The 19,954-nt window shown below is 60.4% G+C and carries 16 protein-coding genes; 11 read left to right on the top strand and 5 right to left on the bottom strand.

The genetic code is table 11. The features are described 5' to 3' along the window. The first annotated feature begins 345 nt into the window (after positions 1–345). Complete coding sequence (locus tag ACMFWR_RS29615; RefSeq protein ID WP_413195941.1) at positions 346–1,236, top strand: NAD-dependent epimerase/dehydratase family protein; 891 nt, start codon at positions 346–348, stop codon at positions 1,234–1,236. A 157-nt stretch (positions 1,237–1,393) separates the two neighbouring features. Here the strand turns inward: ACMFWR_RS29615 and ltnD are convergent, their stop codons facing one another. The 3 genes from ltnD to ACMFWR_RS29600 all read right to left on the bottom strand — a co-directional run bounded on the left by ltnD (position 1,394) and on the right by ACMFWR_RS29600 (position 5,441). After that, positions 1,394–2,287, bottom strand: a complete 894-nt coding sequence (gene ltnD, locus ACMFWR_RS29610; protein ID WP_413195940.1) for an L-threonate dehydrogenase — start codon at positions 2,285–2,287, stop codon at positions 1,394–1,396. 130 nt (positions 2,288–2,417) lie between these two features. After that, positions 2,418–3,119, bottom strand: coding sequence for a FadR/GntR family transcriptional regulator (locus tag ACMFWR_RS29605; RefSeq protein WP_413195939.1), 702 nt, complete (start codon positions 3,117–3,119; stop codon positions 2,418–2,420). Positions 3,120–3,308: 189 nt separating this feature from the next. Beyond that, positions 3,309–5,441, bottom strand: coding sequence for a hypothetical protein (locus ACMFWR_RS29600; RefSeq protein ID WP_413195938.1), 2,133 nt, complete (start codon positions 5,439–5,441; stop codon positions 3,309–3,311). A 597-nt stretch (positions 5,442–6,038) separates the two neighbouring features. Here ACMFWR_RS29600 and ACMFWR_RS29595 point away from each other — a divergent pair. The 4 genes from ACMFWR_RS29595 to ACMFWR_RS29580 all read left to right on the top strand — a co-directional run bounded on the left by ACMFWR_RS29595 (position 6,039) and on the right by ACMFWR_RS29580 (position 9,353). Further along, a complete protein-coding gene (locus ACMFWR_RS29595; protein WP_413195937.1) occupies positions 6,039–6,935 on the top strand; it encodes a hypothetical protein in 897 nt (298 codons plus the stop codon). Positions 6,936–7,081: 146 nt separating this feature from the next. Then, positions 7,082–7,888 (top strand): D-alanyl-D-alanine carboxypeptidase family protein, encoded by an 807-nt coding sequence (locus tag ACMFWR_RS29590; RefSeq protein WP_413195936.1) that lies wholly within the window; start codon positions 7,082–7,084, stop codon positions 7,886–7,888. Positions 7,889–7,902: 14 nt separating this feature from the next. Further along, entirely contained in the window at positions 7,903–8,793 is an 891-nt protein-coding gene (locus tag ACMFWR_RS29585; RefSeq protein ID WP_413195935.1) for a hypothetical protein, read from the top strand. A 44-nt stretch (positions 8,794–8,837) separates the two neighbouring features. After that, positions 8,838–9,353, top strand: coding sequence for an N-acetyltransferase family protein (locus tag ACMFWR_RS29580; RefSeq protein ID WP_413195934.1), 516 nt, complete (start codon positions 8,838–8,840; stop codon positions 9,351–9,353). Between the two features lie 27 nt (positions 9,354–9,380). Here ACMFWR_RS29580 and ACMFWR_RS29575 read toward each other — a convergent pair whose 3' ends face one another. Continuing rightward, positions 9,381–10,235 (bottom strand): SDR family NAD(P)-dependent oxidoreductase, encoded by an 855-nt coding sequence (locus tag ACMFWR_RS29575; protein WP_413195933.1) that lies wholly within the window; start codon positions 10,233–10,235, stop codon positions 9,381–9,383. Positions 10,236–10,611: 376 nt separating this feature from the next. On the opposite strand from ACMFWR_RS29575, the gene ACMFWR_RS29570 reads away from it, so the two are divergent. The 6 genes from ACMFWR_RS29570 (at position 10,612) to ACMFWR_RS29545 (ending at position 18,888) form a co-directional block, all read left to right on the top strand. Further along, complete coding sequence (locus ACMFWR_RS29570; RefSeq protein ID WP_413195932.1) at positions 10,612–11,373, top strand: SDR family NAD(P)-dependent oxidoreductase; 762 nt, start codon at positions 10,612–10,614, stop codon at positions 11,371–11,373. Continuing rightward, on the top strand, positions 11,370–12,137 hold the full coding sequence (locus ACMFWR_RS29565) for an SDR family NAD(P)-dependent oxidoreductase (RefSeq protein WP_413195931.1): 768 nt from the start codon (positions 11,370–11,372) through the stop codon (positions 12,135–12,137). Before ACMFWR_RS29570 ends, ACMFWR_RS29565 begins: the two co-directional genes overlap by 4 nt. 27 nt (positions 12,138–12,164) lie before the next feature. Next, positions 12,165–13,292, top strand: a complete 1,128-nt coding sequence (locus ACMFWR_RS29560; RefSeq protein WP_413195930.1) for a DUF5938 domain-containing protein — start codon at positions 12,165–12,167, stop codon at positions 13,290–13,292. Positions 13,293–13,295: 3 nt separating this feature from the next. Continuing rightward, positions 13,296–14,837: an acyl-CoA synthetase gene (locus ACMFWR_RS29555; RefSeq protein ID WP_413195929.1), complete on the top strand. Its 1,542-nt coding sequence runs from the start codon at positions 13,296–13,298 to the stop codon at positions 14,835–14,837. 2 nt (positions 14,838–14,839) lie between these two features. Then, the gene (locus tag ACMFWR_RS29550) at positions 14,840–16,024 is read left to right on the top strand and encodes a lipid-transfer protein (RefSeq protein WP_413195928.1); all 1,185 of its coding nucleotides are present in this window, start codon (positions 14,840–14,842) and stop codon (positions 16,022–16,024) included. A 101-nt stretch (positions 16,025–16,125) separates the two neighbouring features. Next, entirely contained in the window at positions 16,126–18,888 is a 2,763-nt protein-coding gene (locus ACMFWR_RS29545) for a LuxR C-terminal-related transcriptional regulator (RefSeq protein WP_413195927.1), read from the top strand. Positions 18,889–18,924: 36 nt separating this feature from the next. On the opposite strand, the gene ACMFWR_RS29540 is transcribed toward ACMFWR_RS29545, so the two are convergent. After that, positions 18,925–19,872, bottom strand: a complete 948-nt coding sequence (locus tag ACMFWR_RS29540; protein WP_413195926.1) for an AraC family transcriptional regulator — start codon at positions 19,870–19,872, stop codon at positions 18,925–18,927. Positions 19,873–19,954 lie beyond the last annotated feature (82 nt).

Here is a 19,954-nt window from a genome sequence, read left to right as displayed (position 1 = left end):
CGCCTCTTGCATCGCTGTCACCCGCAGGTGCCGGTCATGAGGCTCGAACCATCATAGGCGGATCGCTCTTGCGATTCTGTGACGGGGGTCATACATCGGCCGCCTCGTTGATCTGCATCGCTTCAGGTACGAGCCGTGCGGCAGAAGAACGTGACCCGTGTCACAGAAAGCGACGTCTTCTGGGGCTAGCATGTCGATGTGCCTGCCCCGTAGTGCCCTCTCTAAGCCTGACTCAGTGCATTGAAGGACAATAAAGGGGCCATCAAGCGCAATACGCCAGCAAAGCAGCGGCAAGGCAGCGACTCAACGTAGCCAGCCATTTCGATGAATCAAGGAGCGAGACGCATGAAAAAGCGTGTGATAGTGACAGGCGGTAGTGGTTTGGCAGGCAAGTGGGTGGTCGAAGATCTCGTCAATCACGGGTACGAAGTGCTCAATCTCGATCGCGTGCCGATGGCCAAGCGCACTGCGCGTACCCTGATCACGGATCTGACCGATGCCGGCCAGGTCTTCAACGCGCTGGCATCGACGACAGTGCCGCAGGAATTCGCCGACGACCTCGAGCCGCAGCCGATCGACGCGATCGTGCATTTCGCCGCGATCCCGCGCATTCTGGTCACGCCGGATAACGAAGTGTTCCGCATCAACGTGATGGGCACCTACAACGTTCTCGATGCGGCATCGAAATTCGGCATCAAGAAGGTCATTCTGGCGTCGAGCGAAACGACGTACGGTGTGGTGTTCGCGCACCGCCATCGCGACCCTGAGTACTTCCCGCTCGACGAAGACTACCCGGTCGACCCGATGGACAGCTATGCGACGTCGAAGGTCATCAACGAAGTCACGGGCAAGGCATTCCACCGTCGCACGGGAGCGGACATTTACTGCTTCCGCATCGGCAACGTGCTCGACCCCGTCGACTACGAGAAGTTTGCGACATGGAACAAGGACGCGAGCCTGCGCAAGCGTATTGCGTGGAGCTATATCGACGGCCGCGATCTTGCGACGGCGTGCCGGCTCGGCATCGAAAAGGACGGCCTGGGCTTCCAGGTGATGAATGTCGCCGCGGATGATGTGTCGTCTGATCAGCCGACGGCCGCGCTGCTCAAGCAGTTTTACCCGAATGTGCCCGTCAAGAAGCCGTTGGGCGAGAACGAGACGCTGTTGAGCAATGAAAAGCTCAAGCGCCTGCTTGGATGGAAGCCGCAATACGCCTGGCGCGATCAAATCAAGTAAAAGCCGGCTTTGCCGCTTGATCGATTTGTTGTGTAGCTCCGCAGGTCTGCAGTGGCAGATTGTTTTGGGTGGTCTGTCTTCGTCGCAACGCTCTCTCCAGACGCTTGCGATTTAGCGAGCCGGTGCACATGGTTTTGTGTGCACCGGTTTTTTTCTTTTAGGCTTTGGCGGGCAGGTCGATACCCGGGAAAATCTTGACGACAGCCGAGTCGTCTTCGCCACCGTGTCCAGCGGACGACGCCATCATGAACATCTGATGCGCGGCCGAAGACAGCGGCAGCGGGAATTTGGACTTGCGCCCGGTATCCAGCACGATGCCGAGGTCTTTGACAAAGATATCGACTGCAGAAAGCGGCGTGAAATCGCCCGCAAGGATATGCGGCACGCGATTCTCGAACATCCACGAATTGCCCGCGCTGTGTGTGATGACCTCGTACAGCACCTTCGGATCGACCCCTTCACGAACGCCAAGAGCGACCGCCTCTGCGGCAGCGGCGATATGAACGCCCGCGAGCAATTGATTGACGATCTTGATTTTCGACCCTATGCCATGGGCATCGCCAAGCCGATACACCTTAGCAGCGATGGCCTCGAGCACGTCGTCGCACAGTGCGTACGCGGCTTGAGGCCCCGAACTCATGATCGTCATTTCGCCCGATGCCGCGCGCGCAGCGCCGCCTGAAACGGGGGCGTCGAGCATCTGAAGTCCTGCCGCTTCGACGCGTTGTGCGAGTGTGACGACCGAATCGGGTGCTGCAGTCGCGCACGCGACGATCACACTGCCCGGCCGCATCGCAGCGACCGCGCCGTTTTCGCCGAACAAGACCGTCTCGGTTTGTGCCGCGTTCACAACCAGCGTCAACACGACGTCGCACACGGCACCCAGCTCAGCCGGCGTCGCACAGCGTTTGCCGCCGGCTTTTTCGAATGCGTCCAGCGTTGCGGGGCGTACGTCACAGCCATACGTGTTGAAACCCGCACGCACAAGTGTCGACGCGACGCCAAATCCCATTGCCCCGAGCCCGATGACGCCGACGTTTCTGGAAGACATGAATATTCCTCTTTAGAAAAACACCGAGTGATTCGGTCCGAAGGCAGCAGGACGAGCGGCGTGCGGTGAACGAAATGCCCGCCCCAAACCGTAGGTTTTTAGCGTCGTCTCGTTCGCCTGGCGCGATGCGCTAGCGCCGGGCCTCGCGCAGTCTTCGGGCCGCGTTGATCATATGTGTCTGTGCGGCGCGCCGAGCGCCTTCGACATCCTTCGCGCGCACGGCCGCCACGATGGCGTTGTGCTCTTCCTTGACCTGCAGCGCGAAATTTTCGTGCGTCGCCTCGTTATGACGTGTGACCTTCATCCCGGCTTCGAGGTATTGATGAAGGAATGCCAGCGTCTTAAGGAAGAACGGATTGCCCGTGGCAATCGCAATCGCACGGTGGAATTCAAGGTCTTCGCGAACGCCATCGGAACCGGCCTCGACGGCCTTATCGATTGCTGTGAGCGCTTTGTCGATCGCCGTCATTTGCTTTTGCGTACGGCGCTCTGCGGCAACCGCGGCGACCTCGGATTCGATCGCGCGACGCAGCTCGATGATGTAAGGAACGCCATCAGGGTCGGAGGCTTCCGCAAAGTCGATACGTAGCGGCCGTGCGACGTCGCCAGATCGAACATACATCCCGCTGCCCTGACGCGATTCAACGACGCCTTCATTACGCAAACGCGACACAGCTTCACGAATCACCGTCCGGCTCACCCCGAAAGCCTCGGCCAAAGCGGCCTCGGTCGGCAGCTTATGCCCCTTGGGAAACGTGCCGTTATCGATCTGCGCGAGCAACCTTTCGGCGACGTTGTCGCTCATGGTCTGCACGGGAATTTTTTCGAACATGGTGATGCAAAGAGAGGCGAAGTCGTAGGGTCATACTATAACTTATTCGAGGGGATGACTGAAGGAGAAAAAGGCTTGGCGGAGCCGAACCATAGGATCCGCATCACGCGTTGCGTGAGACATCCGGGTCCACCCCAATGTTGGTGAACGACGTACCTAATGAAGTCGACAAACAAGCGGCAGCTCGCCTTATTGCTCGGGCGACTTCGCTTCTTTCAACTTCGACGGGTCTTTGACGGCGGAATATGCCAGCATCGCGATCGGCCCGAACGCAGCACGCACGATGGCCTTCATCTCCTCCGCGCGTTCGTCACTCGTCCAGATAACGTCTCTCAGGAAATCCCCTTTGTTAAGTAACACCTGGACTGACGAGGGGACGTTACCGCCCCCACTCACGAGCGTTCTTTGGAGTGCAATGTAGTCGACGAGCGGGTACGTGACACTGACGCTTCGATTCAGATCGTCCAATTCCGTCTGTGCCTGTCCAAAACCGTTCTTCAACGCGTTCATCGCGTCGCTGGCGAACGATCGCGATATCTGCTCAACCCGGTTCACAATGCCGGGTGCCTGTGCTTCCTGCGCGTTGGGTGAAGGTGCGGGTTTAGCGGCGGCCTGGATGCTTGCCTGTGCGTCAGCTCTATCGGTAGAGATACCAAGCCATTTGAGTACGCCGGCAGCGGCCGCTCCAATACCGGCGACGCTGAGCGCTCCAGACGCGCCACGAGTCCCGGCGTGATCGTACTGCCCGAAAAGCAGAATGACACCTATGCCGATCACTGCGACCGCAAGGATACCCAGCGGCCATATAAAGGCCCTTGCCGCGACGAACATCTTGTCGATTGCCTTTCCCGCCGCCTCGGTGGCCTCCTTGGCCAACTCGGCTGCGGCATCCTCCGCGTGCCGCACCGTCTCTCCAATATCTTCGGCGAGGCCTGCCTGAATTTCAGTCCAGACTTCGTCGACCAGCTTCTGAGCGATGTTTTCGGTGCTGAATGCTCGAAGCGATTGTTGGCCAGTGATTAGCGTCTGCCAGATGCTCACTTGTTTGGTCAACGCAAGTCGCATTGTTCTCGACCATTCGTAATGGTTTCGATAGTCGTCGTACACGTTCACCTTCGGATCCGACGCGCTTGCCGTGCTCGACGGATCTTGCGTCGACTTCAACATCTTTTCGACCGCGCGACGCCAGAATTCAAGTCCCTGCTTTATCGCTCGAATGGAGACGCTGGGCAAGTCTGCGTCGACATCCTTGGCGCTTTTTCCCGCGACGTTCGCATCGGCAGAATGCTGAGCCAGGTATGCCTCATCCAGCTTCGAGCTCAAGGCCACAACGTCGTGCTGCAGGCGAATGATGAAGTCTTGCCTGAACGCGCTCTGCCATGCAGCCCCCACTCCATCGTTGCGCACAATGTCATCAATCACACTGGCTCTTGATGCGACCAAGCGTTGATTGCCTTCCAGGACGCCTGCGCGCGCCACGGGGCTCGGCAACGTTCGCTCCCAATCAAGCGTTTTGCTGGTAATTGACCACGACAATGAGGCCATCGACCGACCTGCCTCATACGCTGTTACCTCAAGATCGGTGTCGGGCAACAGTCCGCCCGCGTAGAAGTGCTCGCGAAGGAACCCGTCCCACGCGATAAGAAATCGCTTCACCAGCGTGGTAATTTGTTCTTTTGGATTGTCACTTGACTGCAGCGCGCTATCCGCCGCGATAAGCAGGTCTTGCAGATTTTTGATTCGGTCGCTGTCCAGACTGTCTTCTGGATTCACATAGAGCAACGCAAGACAGTTGATCGCTCGTTTCGTGACGTCATAGAGCTTGAAGTTGACGAGAAGGCGGTCCTGGTCGGCCTTCGGATTTAAAGAACTGAATTGCGTGTAGTCGTTGGGACCAGCAGCTGGGAACAAATATCCGGGTAAATTCACCTGCGGCGCGTAGAACGTCTTGTCCGTCGTGGTACCGCCGAACGCCTGATAGTGCATCGATGCGATTCGCGATAGCGAAACGCGCCACAGACTCGCAACGCGCATGCCGCGTTGCTCCACTTCCCCCAACTCCGATTCGATTCGTCCGGTAAGTTCAACTAGACTCCACCCGAGCGAAAATGCGTTGCGAACCGCCTTAAAAATGGTGGCCCCATCAGGCTCTGGTGCGTCCTTGACGGGCTGCGCGTCGGTCGTGCTGTTGATGTCCTGCTGCGCATCAGGCGAGCCCTTGGCTTCCTGCTGCGCACCGTTGGCGCCATCACCGGCCAGCTGTGTACCGGCATCGCCATTGACCGCCGGCTGCACCGGATCGGATGGATTGTCGTCAGCCATAGAGCCTCCAGCGGGATTCGTTAGTCGGCGATGGGCCGCCTGAATTCATTTCGCCGAACGCGTCACGTGGCCGAAATGCTTGATCCAATCTAGAGCACGAGAAGAAGAAATCAAGCCGGCTGGAATGCTTAGGCGGTCCACCTTTTGTCAGGCCGTGCTCGCGAGTTGTCAGATGCCCATGAGAAGTGTGCGGAACCCCACACTATTTCGATCAACGCGTGGCTCCAAGGCATCCTCATTGTCGGCTCAACGCCAGCCTCGCAACGGACGCGCTGGTGCGTGTCGAACTGAATCGAGTCCGGACCGCGTCGTGTTCCAAGAACGTTGCCGACTCACATGCGCGCGAAAACTCATCGCACTCGCGATCTTATGTTTACGAATTCCGTTCTATGTCCTTTTATTCGCATTGCATCTTCGGTCTTGCGAATCGCTGCGTCGCGTGCAGCGTTTCACCCCGAAGAAAGGCGAATTCAGACGCGCAACGCATCGCCGTCACGAAGATGCAATTCCGTCAGATCGCCGCCCAAGAATGCGCGCTGATGCTAGCGAAAATGTCCCCACTCGACCCATCACTGTAGTGACCTATCGGAGGGCGCCATGGCCTTCGAACATCCGCTTGCGGTATTGCAGCCCGGCGATCTGAACAACGATCGCGGACACATTCTGACAACCTCGACATGGCGGTTGCTGGCTCAGGGGGATTCGTGGTTCTCCATAGGGCAATTGCCGCCGTGGGCGACGACCAACATTCTGTTCAACCTTCGATTGCCGAACAGTGCAGCGGCGGTTTCCCTGGCCTACCCCGGCAAAACACTCGCGCAAATGGTGCAATGGGACAGGGAGGTCAAATTCGTCACCTATCTCGCCGGTGGACGGCTCGCGTACAAGTGGGATGCGATCCTGATGTCGGCCGGCGGTAACGATCTGTTCGACGCGATCCTGACACCGCCCAATGTGACTGACCCAACCAAGGCAGCGCTTCGTCTCCTTCAGGACCACGACAAGGTGCCCGCCGGTGCGTCCATGAGCCGGTACTTGCGACCGGAAGGATGGACAGCGTTCTTTGACATGATCACCCAATGCTTCAAAGCGGTGATCGACAAACGCGACGATCCGAACAGTCAGTCTGCCGGCATTCCGATCTTTGTCCATACCTACGATTGCCCGCAGCCGCGGGATGCCACCGCTGGCCCCGGCCTGGGACCGTGGCTACGCACGGCCTACACCACTTACCAGATACCGACGAACGACTGGCTTCCGTTGACGACCTACATCATCCAGGAGTGGGCGAAATACCTGAATTCGCTAGGCGGACTACTCAGCAGCAAAGGCGTCAAGAATCCCAACATCAAGCCCATCTATCTGGTCGGCACCTTGAACCCGGCACCTGCCAATTCCACCGGTCCGTCAGGCGATTGGGAAAACGAGATTCATCCGTCGATGCAGGGCTATTCGAAGCTCGGCATTGCCTATGAGAAGCAACTCGTTCTCTAGCTAAAAAGGTCCCTTCACTTCGCGGACCGACCTCACGTTGCCTGGCGCATCGGACTTTACCCATCGACATCCCGATACATCGGCCGCCGAGTATCACGCGCTGAGCGCTGTTGAACGTTGGAAGCACTACCACCCAAGGAGGCACCATGAAAACGCCGCTGGTCAACGTTGATATCCCTTCCATATACAAGAACGCACAGGGTGCCCCCGTTCCTCTACCCAAGAGACTCGCGCAAGCCACACCCGATATGGCCAACGCCATCGGGATGCTGGCAAAGGACCTCCAGGCCCACGGTGGCCGCTTAGTGCTCTCCGACCTATTCCGAAGCTATGAGATGCAACTGCAATCGCATCTCGACTACGTGAAGGGCAAGAAAACAGCATTCAGCCCGCCACCCGGAGGCAGTTTCCATGAAGCTGGCCGCGCAATGGACGTTTCACTTTCCGACTTGCATATGAGCTTGAGCAATTTCTGGGATATTGCGAAGAACCGAGGCTTCGTACCCATCATCGACACGCCGAATGCTTCACTCAGCGAAGCCTGGCATTTCGAATGCCGCGGCAGTCATCAGCTCGTGATCGACTATTACCGGGCGAAAAAAGGAAATAACTTTGCAAAGCCCTACACCGCAGGCGCTGCGTCAGCGATTCTGGCGATAGGGGTGCACGTCGACATGTTTGGCGACGCGCAGAAAGAAGCGCAGCTTCAGGCCTTGCTGATACGGTGCGGACACGACATCGGAAATCTTGATGGGGCAATAGGCCCGAGCACCCGAGCTGCACTCACCGCACTAGGACTTGCCGACGCCGGCCTGGACGATGCGCTGGCTCAAGTCGAGGCCCTTGCTCAGACGAAATTTCCTTCCGAGTTCTCGGCGCCGGCTCCAACGTCCGTTGCACTCGACAATGGCTTCGCAACCCACATCCCTGATCACGTCGTGTTGAACGGCTGAGCGAGAAAAGCAGCATGCCGCTAACTGACGAACAAAAGGACGCCATACGGGAAGAGGAAGTCGTCCGAGCCGAGGCACAAAAGGAGATCGCCAAGGGCAAAGAACCGGTCACCTGGTTCGGAAAGCTCAACGCATTCCTGGAGAGCAAGGTTGGTTTCTGGCTGCTCGCTAGCGTGTTCACAGGCCTCGTCACCACGGGCTACGGCTACGTCCAGAACTATTTAAACAAAGAGCAGGTCGCACGGCAAAAAGAGATCGACGACGCCAGGCGCGATACCGACGTGGTCATCAAAATCGCCCCGATGCTGAGCTCGACGGACATTTCGCAAGTGCGCATCGGAAGCCTCTTGCTGAGCGGTCTCGCGGAACACAAGGCCATGGATCCGACGCTCGAGACTCAGGTCAGCGTGCTGTTTAACGAAACATTGCTCGCGGGACAGAAGCCGGATGCTACGCCGATCGAGATTGCTCGCACAAACGCGATGAGTCAGATCATTGACAACACGCCGCCTGCCAATCCGGCGAGCGGAGCGAACACCGGAAGTACCGTACCCGCCGCAGCTGTTTCACCGACACCGACCGTTCTCGACAACTCCGAGCTGCCGGTACGTCTTTATATTCAGATTGCCTTCGAGACGCAGCGGACCACGGCGTCCGCCGACAGTACGCTGCTGCGTCAGTCGCGTCTGATCGTGCCCGGAATCGAACTCGTCGGCCCCAAACCCTCTCCGCCTCAATCCGAATTGCGTTACTGCAAGGACAAAGTGAGCGACCCGGCACTGGAGCAAGTCAAGACAGCCATCGGCGGCCTGCCGGTCCCTGTGACTCAACTCCATCCGCTCAATCAGTCACTTTGCAAGAACGTGAGATACAACCACTTCGAACTCTGGTACGGAAAGGGATAGCCCCGAGGTCGGCTAACATTGGACGTATTCGACAAGAGCGTCCAATGACCCACGCATCCGACACCATTCTGATTCGCCCGGCCTCCGCCGCCGACATTGCATCCATCTGCAAGATTTACGGTTACTACGTGACCCACACGGCGATTTCGTTTGAAATCGAGCCTCCGACGACATCAGTGATGCTACAACGCTACGAAGAGGTGATCTCCACCGGAGCACCCTATCTCGTAGCGACCCGCGATGACGATGTCATCGGCTTCGCCTATGCAGGGGCCTACAAGTCGCGGGCCGCCTATCGACACACGGTCGAGCACTCCGTCTACCTTGCCGCGGACTCTAGCGGCCGCGGCATCGGCCGACTTCTGCTGGAGCGCTTGATCGAAGCGTGCGTTGAAGCCGGCTTCAGGGAAATGATCGCCACCATCGCTGGCGACGACAATCACGCGTCGGTGCGTCTGCACGAACGCTGCGGGTTTTTACCGGCGGGAAAACTCAAGAACGTCGGATTCAAGCAGGGGCGTTGGTTAGACGTCACCCTGCTGCAAAAATCTCTCCGGTAAGCCGCGACATACGGTGTCGGGAGGCCGTTACTCACCCCCCTTCACAAACTCCGCAAACTTCTCCGCATACTCCGGATGCCACCGCGACAACGGCGGTCGGTTCTGAACGATATCGCCCGCAGCCCAAAGAATCCGTCGCTCATCAAGCGAGCGCGGTACGTCGTTGTCCGGACACAGAATGTAGAAGTCGCCCGCATCGAGCCGTTCCATCATGAAGTCGACCGTCTGTTCCGGCGTCCACGCAGCAGCCGGCTTTTCAGTCCGGTCACGCGCCGTCAGCTCAGTAAAGACAAAACCCGGAATCAACAAATGCGCACTCAGCTTGCAATGCGGCGTATTGCGCAGCTCATGTTGAAGCGCCTCCGAGAACGCCTTGACGCCCGCTTTCGACACGTTATAAGCAGGATCGCCCGGCGGTGTAGTGATGCCTTGCTTCGACCCCGTGTTGATCACAGCCCCAGGCCTGCCGCGCTCAATCATGCCCGGAACAAAGGCGCGCGTGCCGCGTATCACGCCCCACAGATTCACATCGATCACACGTTCCCAATTCGCCGACGGCCCGAACAGGCTGCTCCCCGGTTGAACACCCGCATTGTTCATCAGCACATCGGTGCCGCCAAACCGCTCACGCACATCGGCTTCGAGCCTACGCAGATCTTCGGCATCGCTCACGTCCACTTCGACAGCCATGATGTCGGCCGCGCCATGATGCGCGAGCTTGGTCAGTCGCTCCATCGCCTTCGTCAGCCGCGGCGCGCCAAGATCGGCGATAACGACTCGCATGCCGAGTGTCGCAAAGCGCTCTGCGGCCGCAAGGCCAATACCCGAGGCGCCGCCCGTTACAACGGCGACGGCTCCCGCCTGAAAAGCTGGATGTGTCATCGAATGCACCTTTATCGGACCTGAATGAATATCGCGTGACTTAACGACGGATCTTTACGTCCCGCCGAATCGATTGCTGATCAACCGTAGCTGACATACCCGCCATATTTGCTCCGCAGCCGTAAAGGCCCACGAGTGCGACGGATACGCCTTCTTCCGTTGCGATTATCCACGAACGCACGAAGATCTTCCCCGGAGCCACTTCGGTGTGACCGTGACAAGGGTTTCCTCGTAATCCGTCCGGCAACCCGCTCCACCCCCCACCCCACCTATTGCGTCGCAACACGATAAACCAACCTTTTGTTGGGGGGCCAGAACGCCGGCGGCTGGTCAAATGTGCCGACGCGTGATTCCCACGCGGACCGGAGACAGAGCCATGAACGAACTGCAGGGCCGAAGAGCCCTAGTGACGGGCGCTGCGCAAGGCCTGGGTCTTGCCATTGCGAAGCTGTTCGTCGAGCAAGGCGCGCAGGTCATGTTGAGCGACGTCGATGAAGCGGGTGCCGCCAGAGCCGCCGCCGAGATCGGGCCACAAGCGCGCTCCGTGCGCTGCAACGTGACCTCGTCAGCCGACGTCGCCAACGCAGTCGAGGCCACCACGAAGGCATTCGGCGGCATGGACACGCTCGTCAACAATGCCGGCATCGAAATCGTCAAACCCCTGCTCGACCATACGGAAGAAGAGTTCCACCGCCTGATGTCGATCAACGTGCTGGGCGTGTTCCTCGGCATGAAGCACGGCGTCGGCGCGCTCGCTCAATCGGGTCGCGGTTCGGTGGTCAACATCTCGTCGCTGGCCGGTGTCAACGGCGTCCCGCTGTTCGGCATGTACGCGGCATCCAAAGCAGCCGTGCTGCAGCTCACGCGCACCGCCGCTGCCGAGCTCAAACAGGTCGGCGTGCGCGTGAATGCGGTGTGCCCCGGCTTTGTGAATACGGCGATGGTCGACCGACTGATCCCCACGGTCGAAGCTGCGGTCGGCGTGCCGTTCAGTGCACTCGTTGCGGTCAAGCAAGGGCGCCTCGGCACCGCGCAGGAAGTCGCCGAGATGGCCGCTTTCCTCGCCTCCGACGCCGCGAGCTGGACGACGGGCTCCCACTACATCCTGGACGGCGGCCTGTCCGCCGGATTGCTATGAGCGAAAAGCAACTGCATAACAAGGTCGCCATCGTCACGGGCGCCGGGCGCGGACTCGGCGAGGCCGTCGCACGCGCTTTCGCCGCAGAGGGTGCCAAGGTGGTAGTCGCCGATATCGATGCGGGCGCGGCACAGAAGGTGGCGGACTCGCTTGAAGGCGCCACGGCCGTGAAATGCGACGTACGGCGGTCGGAAGACGTCGAAGCGCTGGTGGCTGCCACGGTCAAGCAGCATGGTCGCCTCGACATCATGGTGCCCAATGCGGGCGTAGCCCGAGTCGCACCGCTCGTCACGACAAGCTACGACGATTGGCGTGAGGTCACGTCGGTCAACCTCGACGGCGTATTCCTCTGCATTCGTCATGCGGCGCCAGCCATCATTGCAGCAGGCGGCGGCAGCATCATCAATATGGCCTCGGTGACGGCCAAGGCGGCGTGCCCGCTGATCGGCAGCTATGCCGCTGCCAAGGCCGGCGTGGTGTCGCTAACGCAAACGGCGGCCATCGAACTCCGTGCGCATAAGGTCCGCGTCAACGCGATTCTCCCCGCGTTTATCGATACCGAACTCGTGACGTCGCATATCGCCGAGTTCGAGAAGCAACTCAACTTGCCCGACTTCTCCGCGGTCATCGCACAGCGCCAGGGGCGTTACGGCAAGCCCGATGAAGTCGCGCGTCTTGCGGTCTTTCTTGCTTCCGACCGATCCAGCTTCTCCACCGGCAGCGGCTTCGTGCTTGACGGTGGCGTGAGTTCTTCCCTGCTCTGAGCCAACCACTTTCCAGAGACAACTCCCATGAGCAAGAAACCTGTGGTGGTGTATGGGGCGTCGGGCTACACCGGACGCCTGATCTGCGAATACCTGCGCGAGTACAACATTCCGTTTATCGCAGCGGGCCGCAGCGCAGAGAAACTCAATGCGGCGATGAAGTCGAATGTGCCGGGCATCGAGACCGCAAGCTATGAGGTGGCAGAGGTCGCGCATACCGTGCCCGCTCTGACTGAACTCTTTAGCGGAGCGTCGGTGGTGCTGAACACCGTAGGACCGTTTGCAAAGTTCGGCACAGAAGTCGTTGACGCATGCCTTGCGGCCAAGTGTCACTACACGGATACCACTGGCGAACAGGATTGGCTGATCACGCTCGATGAAAAATATGGCGCGCAATTCGCGGCCGCGGGCCTGCTGCTGGCGCCGGGCATCGCACATATGTACTCGACCGGCGAGATCGCCGCGCAGTTGTGCCTTGAAACACCGGGTCTCGATACGCTCGATATCGCGGTGTTCTGGGGCGGCAGTCCGACGATCGCGTCGACGCTGACCATCCTGATCAATGCGGCGACTTCGAAGGCCTACTACCTCGAACAGAATCAATACATGGAATGGCAGGCAGACGCCGGCCTGTATCGCTTGAACATCCCCGGTCAGCATGAGGCCGCACTTGCGCTGCCTTGGGGCGGGACCTCGCATCCGGTCTGGTTCAAGCGCGACCCACGCGTGGCCAACGTCAAGGTGCTTGGGGGTGTCTTTAACAAGGCCTTGATGGAAGGCGTACCGCAAATCGTGGCGGCGGCGCTCAAGGCCACTGAAGGCATGACGGACGAACAACGCGATGCCGCATTGACGCAAACGGCATCGAGCATCATGGGCACCATGCCGCCGCGCGAAAACCCGCGCATCAACAAGTCGGTCGACTCCGTCTATGCGTCTGGCCCGCTCGGCCGCATGCACTGCGTGATCTTCGGCAACAGCAACTACAAGCAAACCGGTCTTCTGCAGGCGTTTGCTGCAGCGTCACTGCTGCAACAGGCGCCGCGGCGCGTCGGATTTGCATCGGCGTGCCAGGCCTTCGGACATCGCGAGTTGCTCGGCACCTTGCGCAGCTTCGGGCTCGTGCAGGAGCCGATCATCACACGCATGGGATAAGCCATGCGACTGGTCGACTATCTCGACAAAGGCGCACAGCTGGGCGCGAATGCGCCCTGTCTGTCCATGGGCGACACCGAACTCAGCTATGCGCAGGTGCAACGCCATAGCTGGCGCGTAGCGAAAGCGTTACAGCGCGCAGGGATCCGCCCTGGGGAGAAGGTCGCAGTGCTCTCCAGCAACGACCCGTACGCCTTCGCGACGGTGTTCGGCATCTCGCGCGCGGGCTGCGTCTGGTGCCCGATCAACCCGCGCAACGAGGCCGCGGAGAATGCGTTCGTGCTCGATGCGTTCGACTGCGCCTGCCTCGTGTTTCATGGCGGCTATGCATCCATGGTCGAACAGATGCGCGCGCAACTACCCAAGTTGCGCGCCTTCGTGTGTCTCGATCAACGTCAGCCCGATGCACCGTCAATGGCCGAGTGGCTCGAAGGTCTCGATGAGCAGCCCCTGGATATTGCGCCGCCCGACGATCTGGCCATGATCGCGGGCACAGGTGGCACGACGGGCCGGCCCAAAGGGGTGATGCTCACGGGCCGCAATCTCGAGACCATGTCAGCGCTCACGCTCATGGGCTACCCGTTCGACGGACGGCCGCGCTATCTGGCACTCGCCCCCCTCACGCATGCAGCCGGTGTGCTCTGCCTGCCGGTGATGGCACTCGGTGGACGCGTGGTCATCATGCCCAAGCCTGATCTGGCCGAATTCCTCGCCCTGATCGAGGGACACCGGATCACGCATACCTTCCTGCCGCCCACGCTGATCTACATGCTGTTGCAGCACGAAAAGCTCGCCAGCACCCGTCTCGATTCGTTGCAGTGCTTCTGGTACGGCGCCGCACCCATCGCTGCCGCACGGCTCGAAGAAGCGCTCCAGAAGATCGGACCCGTGATGGCACAGCTCTTCGGCCAGACGGAAGCGCCGATGATGATCTCGACGATGTCACCGCGCGAGCACTTCAACGCGGACGGTACGCTCGCGCGCCAACGGCTGTCTTCAGCCGGCCGCCCGGGCCCGCTGGTCCAGGTGGCGGCGATGAATGCCGACGGTGAATTGCTGCCATCAGGCGAGCGCGGCGAGATCGTCGTGCGCTCGTCGCTGGTCATGGCCGGCTACTACAAGGACCTTGCGGCCACGGCCGAGGCGTCTCGCTTCGGATGGCATCACACCGGCGATATCGGATATCTCGACGACGAGGGTTTTCTCTATATCGTTGACCGGGCAAAAGACATGATCATTACCGGTGGCTTCAACGTCTATTCCGTCGAAGTCGAAGCCGCCCTGATGCAACACCCCGATGTACAGGACAGCGCCGTGGTCGGGCTCCCCGACGACAAATGGGGTGAGCGCGTGGTCGCAGTCTTGCAGTTGCGCCCCGGGCGCTCGCTCGCCGCAGACGAGGTCATTGCCTTTGTGAAATCGCATATCGGCAGTGTGAAGGCGCCCAAGCAGGTGGAGTTCTGGCCGGATCTGCCGCGCTCGAAGGTCGGCAAGGTCATGAAGAAAGAGGTGCGCGTCATGCTGCTCGACAAGGTGAAGGACTAGACATGGACAGACGGGTCTTCGTTGCGGGCGTGGGCATGATCCCGTTCGTGAAGCCGGGCGCGAACAAGCCCTATCCCGAGATGGCGGTCGAAGCGGCACGGCTTGCGCTCGCGGATGGCGGCATCGGCTATGAGTCGATCCAGCAGGCGTATGTCGGCTTCGTCTACGGCGATTCGACGAGCGGGCAACGCGCGGTGTATGAGCTTGGCATGACCGGGATCCCGGTCATCAACGTCAACAACAATTGCTCGACGGGCTCGACAGCGCTGTTCCTCGCACGTCAGGCCATCGAGGGCGGCGCTGTTGACTGCGTGCTCGCGCTGGGTTTCGAGCAGATGAACCCTGGCGCGCTCGGCACCATCTTTAACGATCGACCCAGCCCCTTCGAGCATTTTGACGCGCAGGCGGCCGAGCTGGTCGGCATGGAGGAGCTTCCTCTCGCGCTGCGTTACTTCGGAGGCGCGGGGCTTTCGCATATGCAGAAATACGGCACGCCGCTGGAATCGTTCGCGGCGGTGCGTGCTAAGGCAAGCCGGCATGCGGCGCGCAATCCACTTGCATTACTACAGCGAGAGCTCAGCACCGAGGACGTGATGGCGGCGCCCATGCTGTGGCCCGGGGTGATGACGCGCCTCATGGCGTGTCCGCCTACCTGCGGTGCCGCTGCCGCCATCCTCGTCAGCGAAGGGTTTGCCAAGCGGCACGGACTTCGCACGGATGTCGCCATCGTTGGCCAGTCGATGACGACCGATACACCGGACACCTTCAACGACCGCGACATGATGTCGCTCGTGGGCTACGGCTTGAGCCAGACCGCCGCGCAACGCGTGTATAAAGAAGCGGGCGTCGGCCCGCAAGATCTCGACGTCGTTGAGCTGCATGACTGCTTCGCGCAAAACGAACTCATCAGCTATGAGGCGCTTGGCCTGTGTGGCGAGGGCGAGGCTGCGGCATTTATCGCCGACGGCGACAACACGTATGGCGGGCGGGTCGTGACGAATCCTTCGGGCGGACTCTTGTCCAAGGGACATCCTTTGGGCGCGACGGGTCTCGCTCAGTGCTACGAACTCACGCACCAATTGCGCGGCACGGCCGAGGCACGACAGGTCGAAGGCGCTCGGCTGGGCCTGCAACACAATCTCGGACTCGGCGGTGCGTGCGTTGTCACGCTGTATCAAGCGGTTTGAAGCAAATGTAACGAAGCGCGTTCAAGACGTCGATCGCTGGGTAAAGTCGTTTCTCGGGCGAGAGAGAGTCCTGTTGAGACGCGACATATCAGGAGACATCGATGGCGAAGTCCAGTCGAGCCTCAGGCACAGTCAAGGCGTCGGCAGCGGTGCTCGTGGAGTCGCGGCTTGCTCCGCCGCAGCTATCGACGACGCTGCTTGCACGCCCTGGCCTCTCCGCGCTCCTGCACTCCGGGCTCGGCAAGCGGCTGCTGAGCATTACGGCGCCCGCGGGCTATGGCAAGACAACCGCGCTCGCACAATTCGCCGCGCAAGCCGAAACGCTTGGCGTCACGGTCGCGTGGCTCAGTCTCGAAGAGGAAGACAACGATCCGTTGCTGTTTTTCCGGTACCTGGCATCCGCGCTGCGCCATGCCGATGCGCGCCTGGGTCGCAGCGTGCTCGCGCAGACCGCTGGCGGAAGCGTAGCGTCGACCGATGCCATCTCGGCCTCGATGCTCAGCGACCTGAGCGCAGTTGAGGGTCCACTGCTGCTCGTGCTCGACGATTTCCACCTCGTGCACGATGAAGGCCTGCATCGCCAGGTCGAATGGTTGATCGCGCACCTTCCGCCCGCCATCGGCGTGGCGATTGCGAGCCGCACGCGTCTGCCGTTGTCGCTCAGCCCGTGGCGCGTGAGAAACCAGCTGCTTGAACTCGATGCGACGCACTTCGGCCTCGCACTCGATGAGGCTGCCGCTTTTCTGGGGATCGTCAGTGGCGCGCCGCTCAATCGCGCGCAGGTGCAGGCTTTGCATAGCCGCACCGAAGGATGGATTGCCGGCCTGCAGCTCGCCTCGCTGGCTTTACGCGAGAGCGGCGACCGTAGCGCGTTTGTGCGCGACTTCTCGGGCACGGATCGCGATATCACGGACTACCTCGGCGAACATGTGCTCGACAGCCTGCAGCCCGATCTACGAGACTTTCTGCTGGATACGGCCGGTCTCGAGCGCTTCTCTGCCGAACTGTGCGATGAGGTGCTGTCACGCACCGATAGTCGCGCCATGCTTGCGGAAGTGCAGGCGCGCAATCTCTTTCTTTCCGGTCTCGATCGCACTCGAACGTGGTTCCGCTATCACCATTTGTTTGCCGACTACCTTCGTGGCCGCAGCCGGGAACGTCCTGCCGATGTAAGTCGTGCCATCAGTCTGCGTGCAAGTTCGTGGTTCCAGCGGCATGGCTTGTTGCGCGAAGCCATACGCTACGCGTTCGACGGGCTCGACTTCGAGCGGGCGGCCGACCTGGTCGCCGAGTTCTCGGCCGAGCTGGTCCAGCATCGCGGCGAACATGCGACGTTGCTGGGCTGGCTTGCGCGCCTGCCACAGCACCTCGTCTATGCGCGCCCCAAGATTCGTGTGGGTCACGCATGGTCACTGGCCATGACGCGTCGTTACGCCGAGGCCGAGCACGAGCTACGCGCGCTGGAACACGCCTGCCAGGAAAGCGGCGAGGACGAGCTGCGCTATATGGTCGAAATGATCCGATGCGTGTACTGGGCGCATGTCGGCGAACCGTTGCAGGCCAAAGCGGGCAGCGAGACCTGGCTCAAGTCGTGGCCTCGCGCCGATGCGTTTTGCACGGGCGTTGTCGCCAATGTGCTTGCGAGCGCGTGCTGTGCGACCGATGCGTTCGAGCAGGGCGATAAGGCACTCGCGATTGCGCGGCGCTCTTTCAGCGAGACACAGGCGGACTACGGACTTGCGTGGGCCGCGGCATTAGCGGCCATGCTCGCCATTCGTCGTGGTGACTACGACGACGCGCTAAAGCAGGCCCGCGCAGGCATTGTGGTCGTAGAGCGCAGTCTCGGCGTCGCGTCATACGCAGGCTCGATGCTCGCGTTGCTCGCGGCCGAGATTTGCTACGAGCAGAGCAATCTCTCGGGTGCGAAGGCCTTTCTGGACATCGGATTGCCTTTCGTCGACGACCACGGTCTGATCGAGATGACGACCGCGGGCTACCTGACGCGTGCGCGGCTGCTGTATCTCGCCGGCGATAGTGCGCTTGCCGATACCTGCCTGCTGGAAGGCGAATCGCTCGGTCACCGGCTCAGGTTGCCGCGGCTCGCATTGATCCTGTCTGCAGAACGCTGCGCACTGCGCTTGCGCGCAGGCTTGATCGAAGAGGCGCACAAGCTCGCGCGTTCCTATGGGTTGATGGGATACGGAGCCAGCCCGCCCGAGCAACCTGTATCGAATGCGGAAGACAGCGTGCGGCTGGTTCAGTTGCGCTTGAAGATGTCGGTCGCGTCGGGAAATACGGGAAGCCTGACGGGTGCGTTCAATGACGCCTTGCGACAGGCTTCACGCGACGATCATCGCGCACAGGTGGCACGCGTCCTGGTGCTCAAGGCCGTGCACCATTACCGCATGCAGGACAGCGCGCAGGCATTGCGCATGCTCGACGAAGCCCTGGACCATGCCGCTCGCTGCGGCCTCGTGCATAGCGTGATTGACAGTGATCCGGTGGTGCTGGAAATGATTGAAGCCATCCACGTCAATCGAGGCAATCGTCAGCTCGAAGGTCGTGGCCTCGCACCGGACGCCTACTTGCAGAGATTGTTGACGGCCGGCGGCAGAACGCTTTCAGCGAGCGCAGCCCCGACTTTGAGCGCAAGTGCGGACACGACTGCTATCGAACGCCTCACAGAGCGCGAGCTCAAGATACTTCGGCTTCTCAAAGCAGGGCTTGGCAACCGAGAACTCGCCCAAAGTCTCTTCGTGTCGGAGGCGACCGTGAAGTGGCATCTGCACAATATCTTCACCAAGCTAGGCGTGAAGAACCGCACGAGCGCATTGGCGAGGGCTCAGCAGAATTCGTTGCTTTGAAGCATTCAGCGCAACGCTCCGCACATCGCGTGCGGCTCACTTGTTGAGAATGGGCTTACGTCTGAACGCCGTCGGGTCCACGCCATACATGGTGTGAAATGCCTGGGAGAAATTGCTTCGGCTCGAAAATCCAATCGAATTGGCGACTTCTGCCACGGGTATCGAAGTGGTCGCCAGCAACTCCGCCGCCTTTCGCAAGCGCACGACGCGCAACATGGCCATCGGCGACTGACCGAACGCCTTCATAAACTGCGCCGCAAACGCAGAACGGCTCATCCCCGCGATATCGGCCAGTCGCTCCACCGACAAAGGCGACGCCGGGCGCTCAAAGATCGCCTCGAGTGCGCCGGTGAGGCGTTTGTCTGCAAAGCCTGCTGCCCATGGCAGATCGGTGCCTTCGTTCTCGATCTGCCATCGCATGACCATGATCAAGCACTGCTTGAGCAATGCCTCAACCAGTGTTCGTGAGCCGAGCCCCGGGCGCGCGCATTCCGCGAGCAAAAGCACAAACTGATTCTTCAAGCCTGAATCGCCGTCAAACTGCGCGATCAGCGGCCGACGCATCGTCCCAAACGGATCACTTCCGCTGCTCATATCGAGCTTCAGCTCGCCGCACGCGGTCGCGACGCCGGCCTTCCCTTCACCCGACAGGACCGTAGGCACGGTTTCTCGCGCGGGCCAATCACTGAGTCGCCCATGCCTCGTCTCACCCTCAGGCAAAGGGCGATCACTCTCGATTCGGTAACCAGTTCCGGGCGGTAACAGCACAAAGCTGTGCGGGCTCAGCGGCACGCGTTCGCCCTCCTGTGTCACCAACGCGCCACTGCCTTCCATGCAGTAGTGAAGACTCGCCGTCGCACACGGATCGAACCGCGCGCTCCAGCCATCGCGGATGTCGCAGAGCGTGAAATTGGCGACGCCGATATCCAGCGCGGACAGGAATCGCTCGACGACGGAGGGGCCAAACAGGACAGGATTTTCCATGGACGAATTCGCACCAAGTCGAGACCACATGGAACATGACTCTCTCTACTATGAACTCGTTGGCCCTTTAAACACCGGAGAA

This window comes from Pararobbsia alpina, from assembly GCF_965118125.1.
In the GTDB taxonomy this organism is placed as follows: Bacteria; Pseudomonadota; Gammaproteobacteria; order Burkholderiales; family Burkholderiaceae; genus Pararobbsia; species Pararobbsia alpina_A.
Note: the sequence above shows the minus strand (reverse complement) of the source record. Positions and strands in the feature narration are given on the sequence as shown.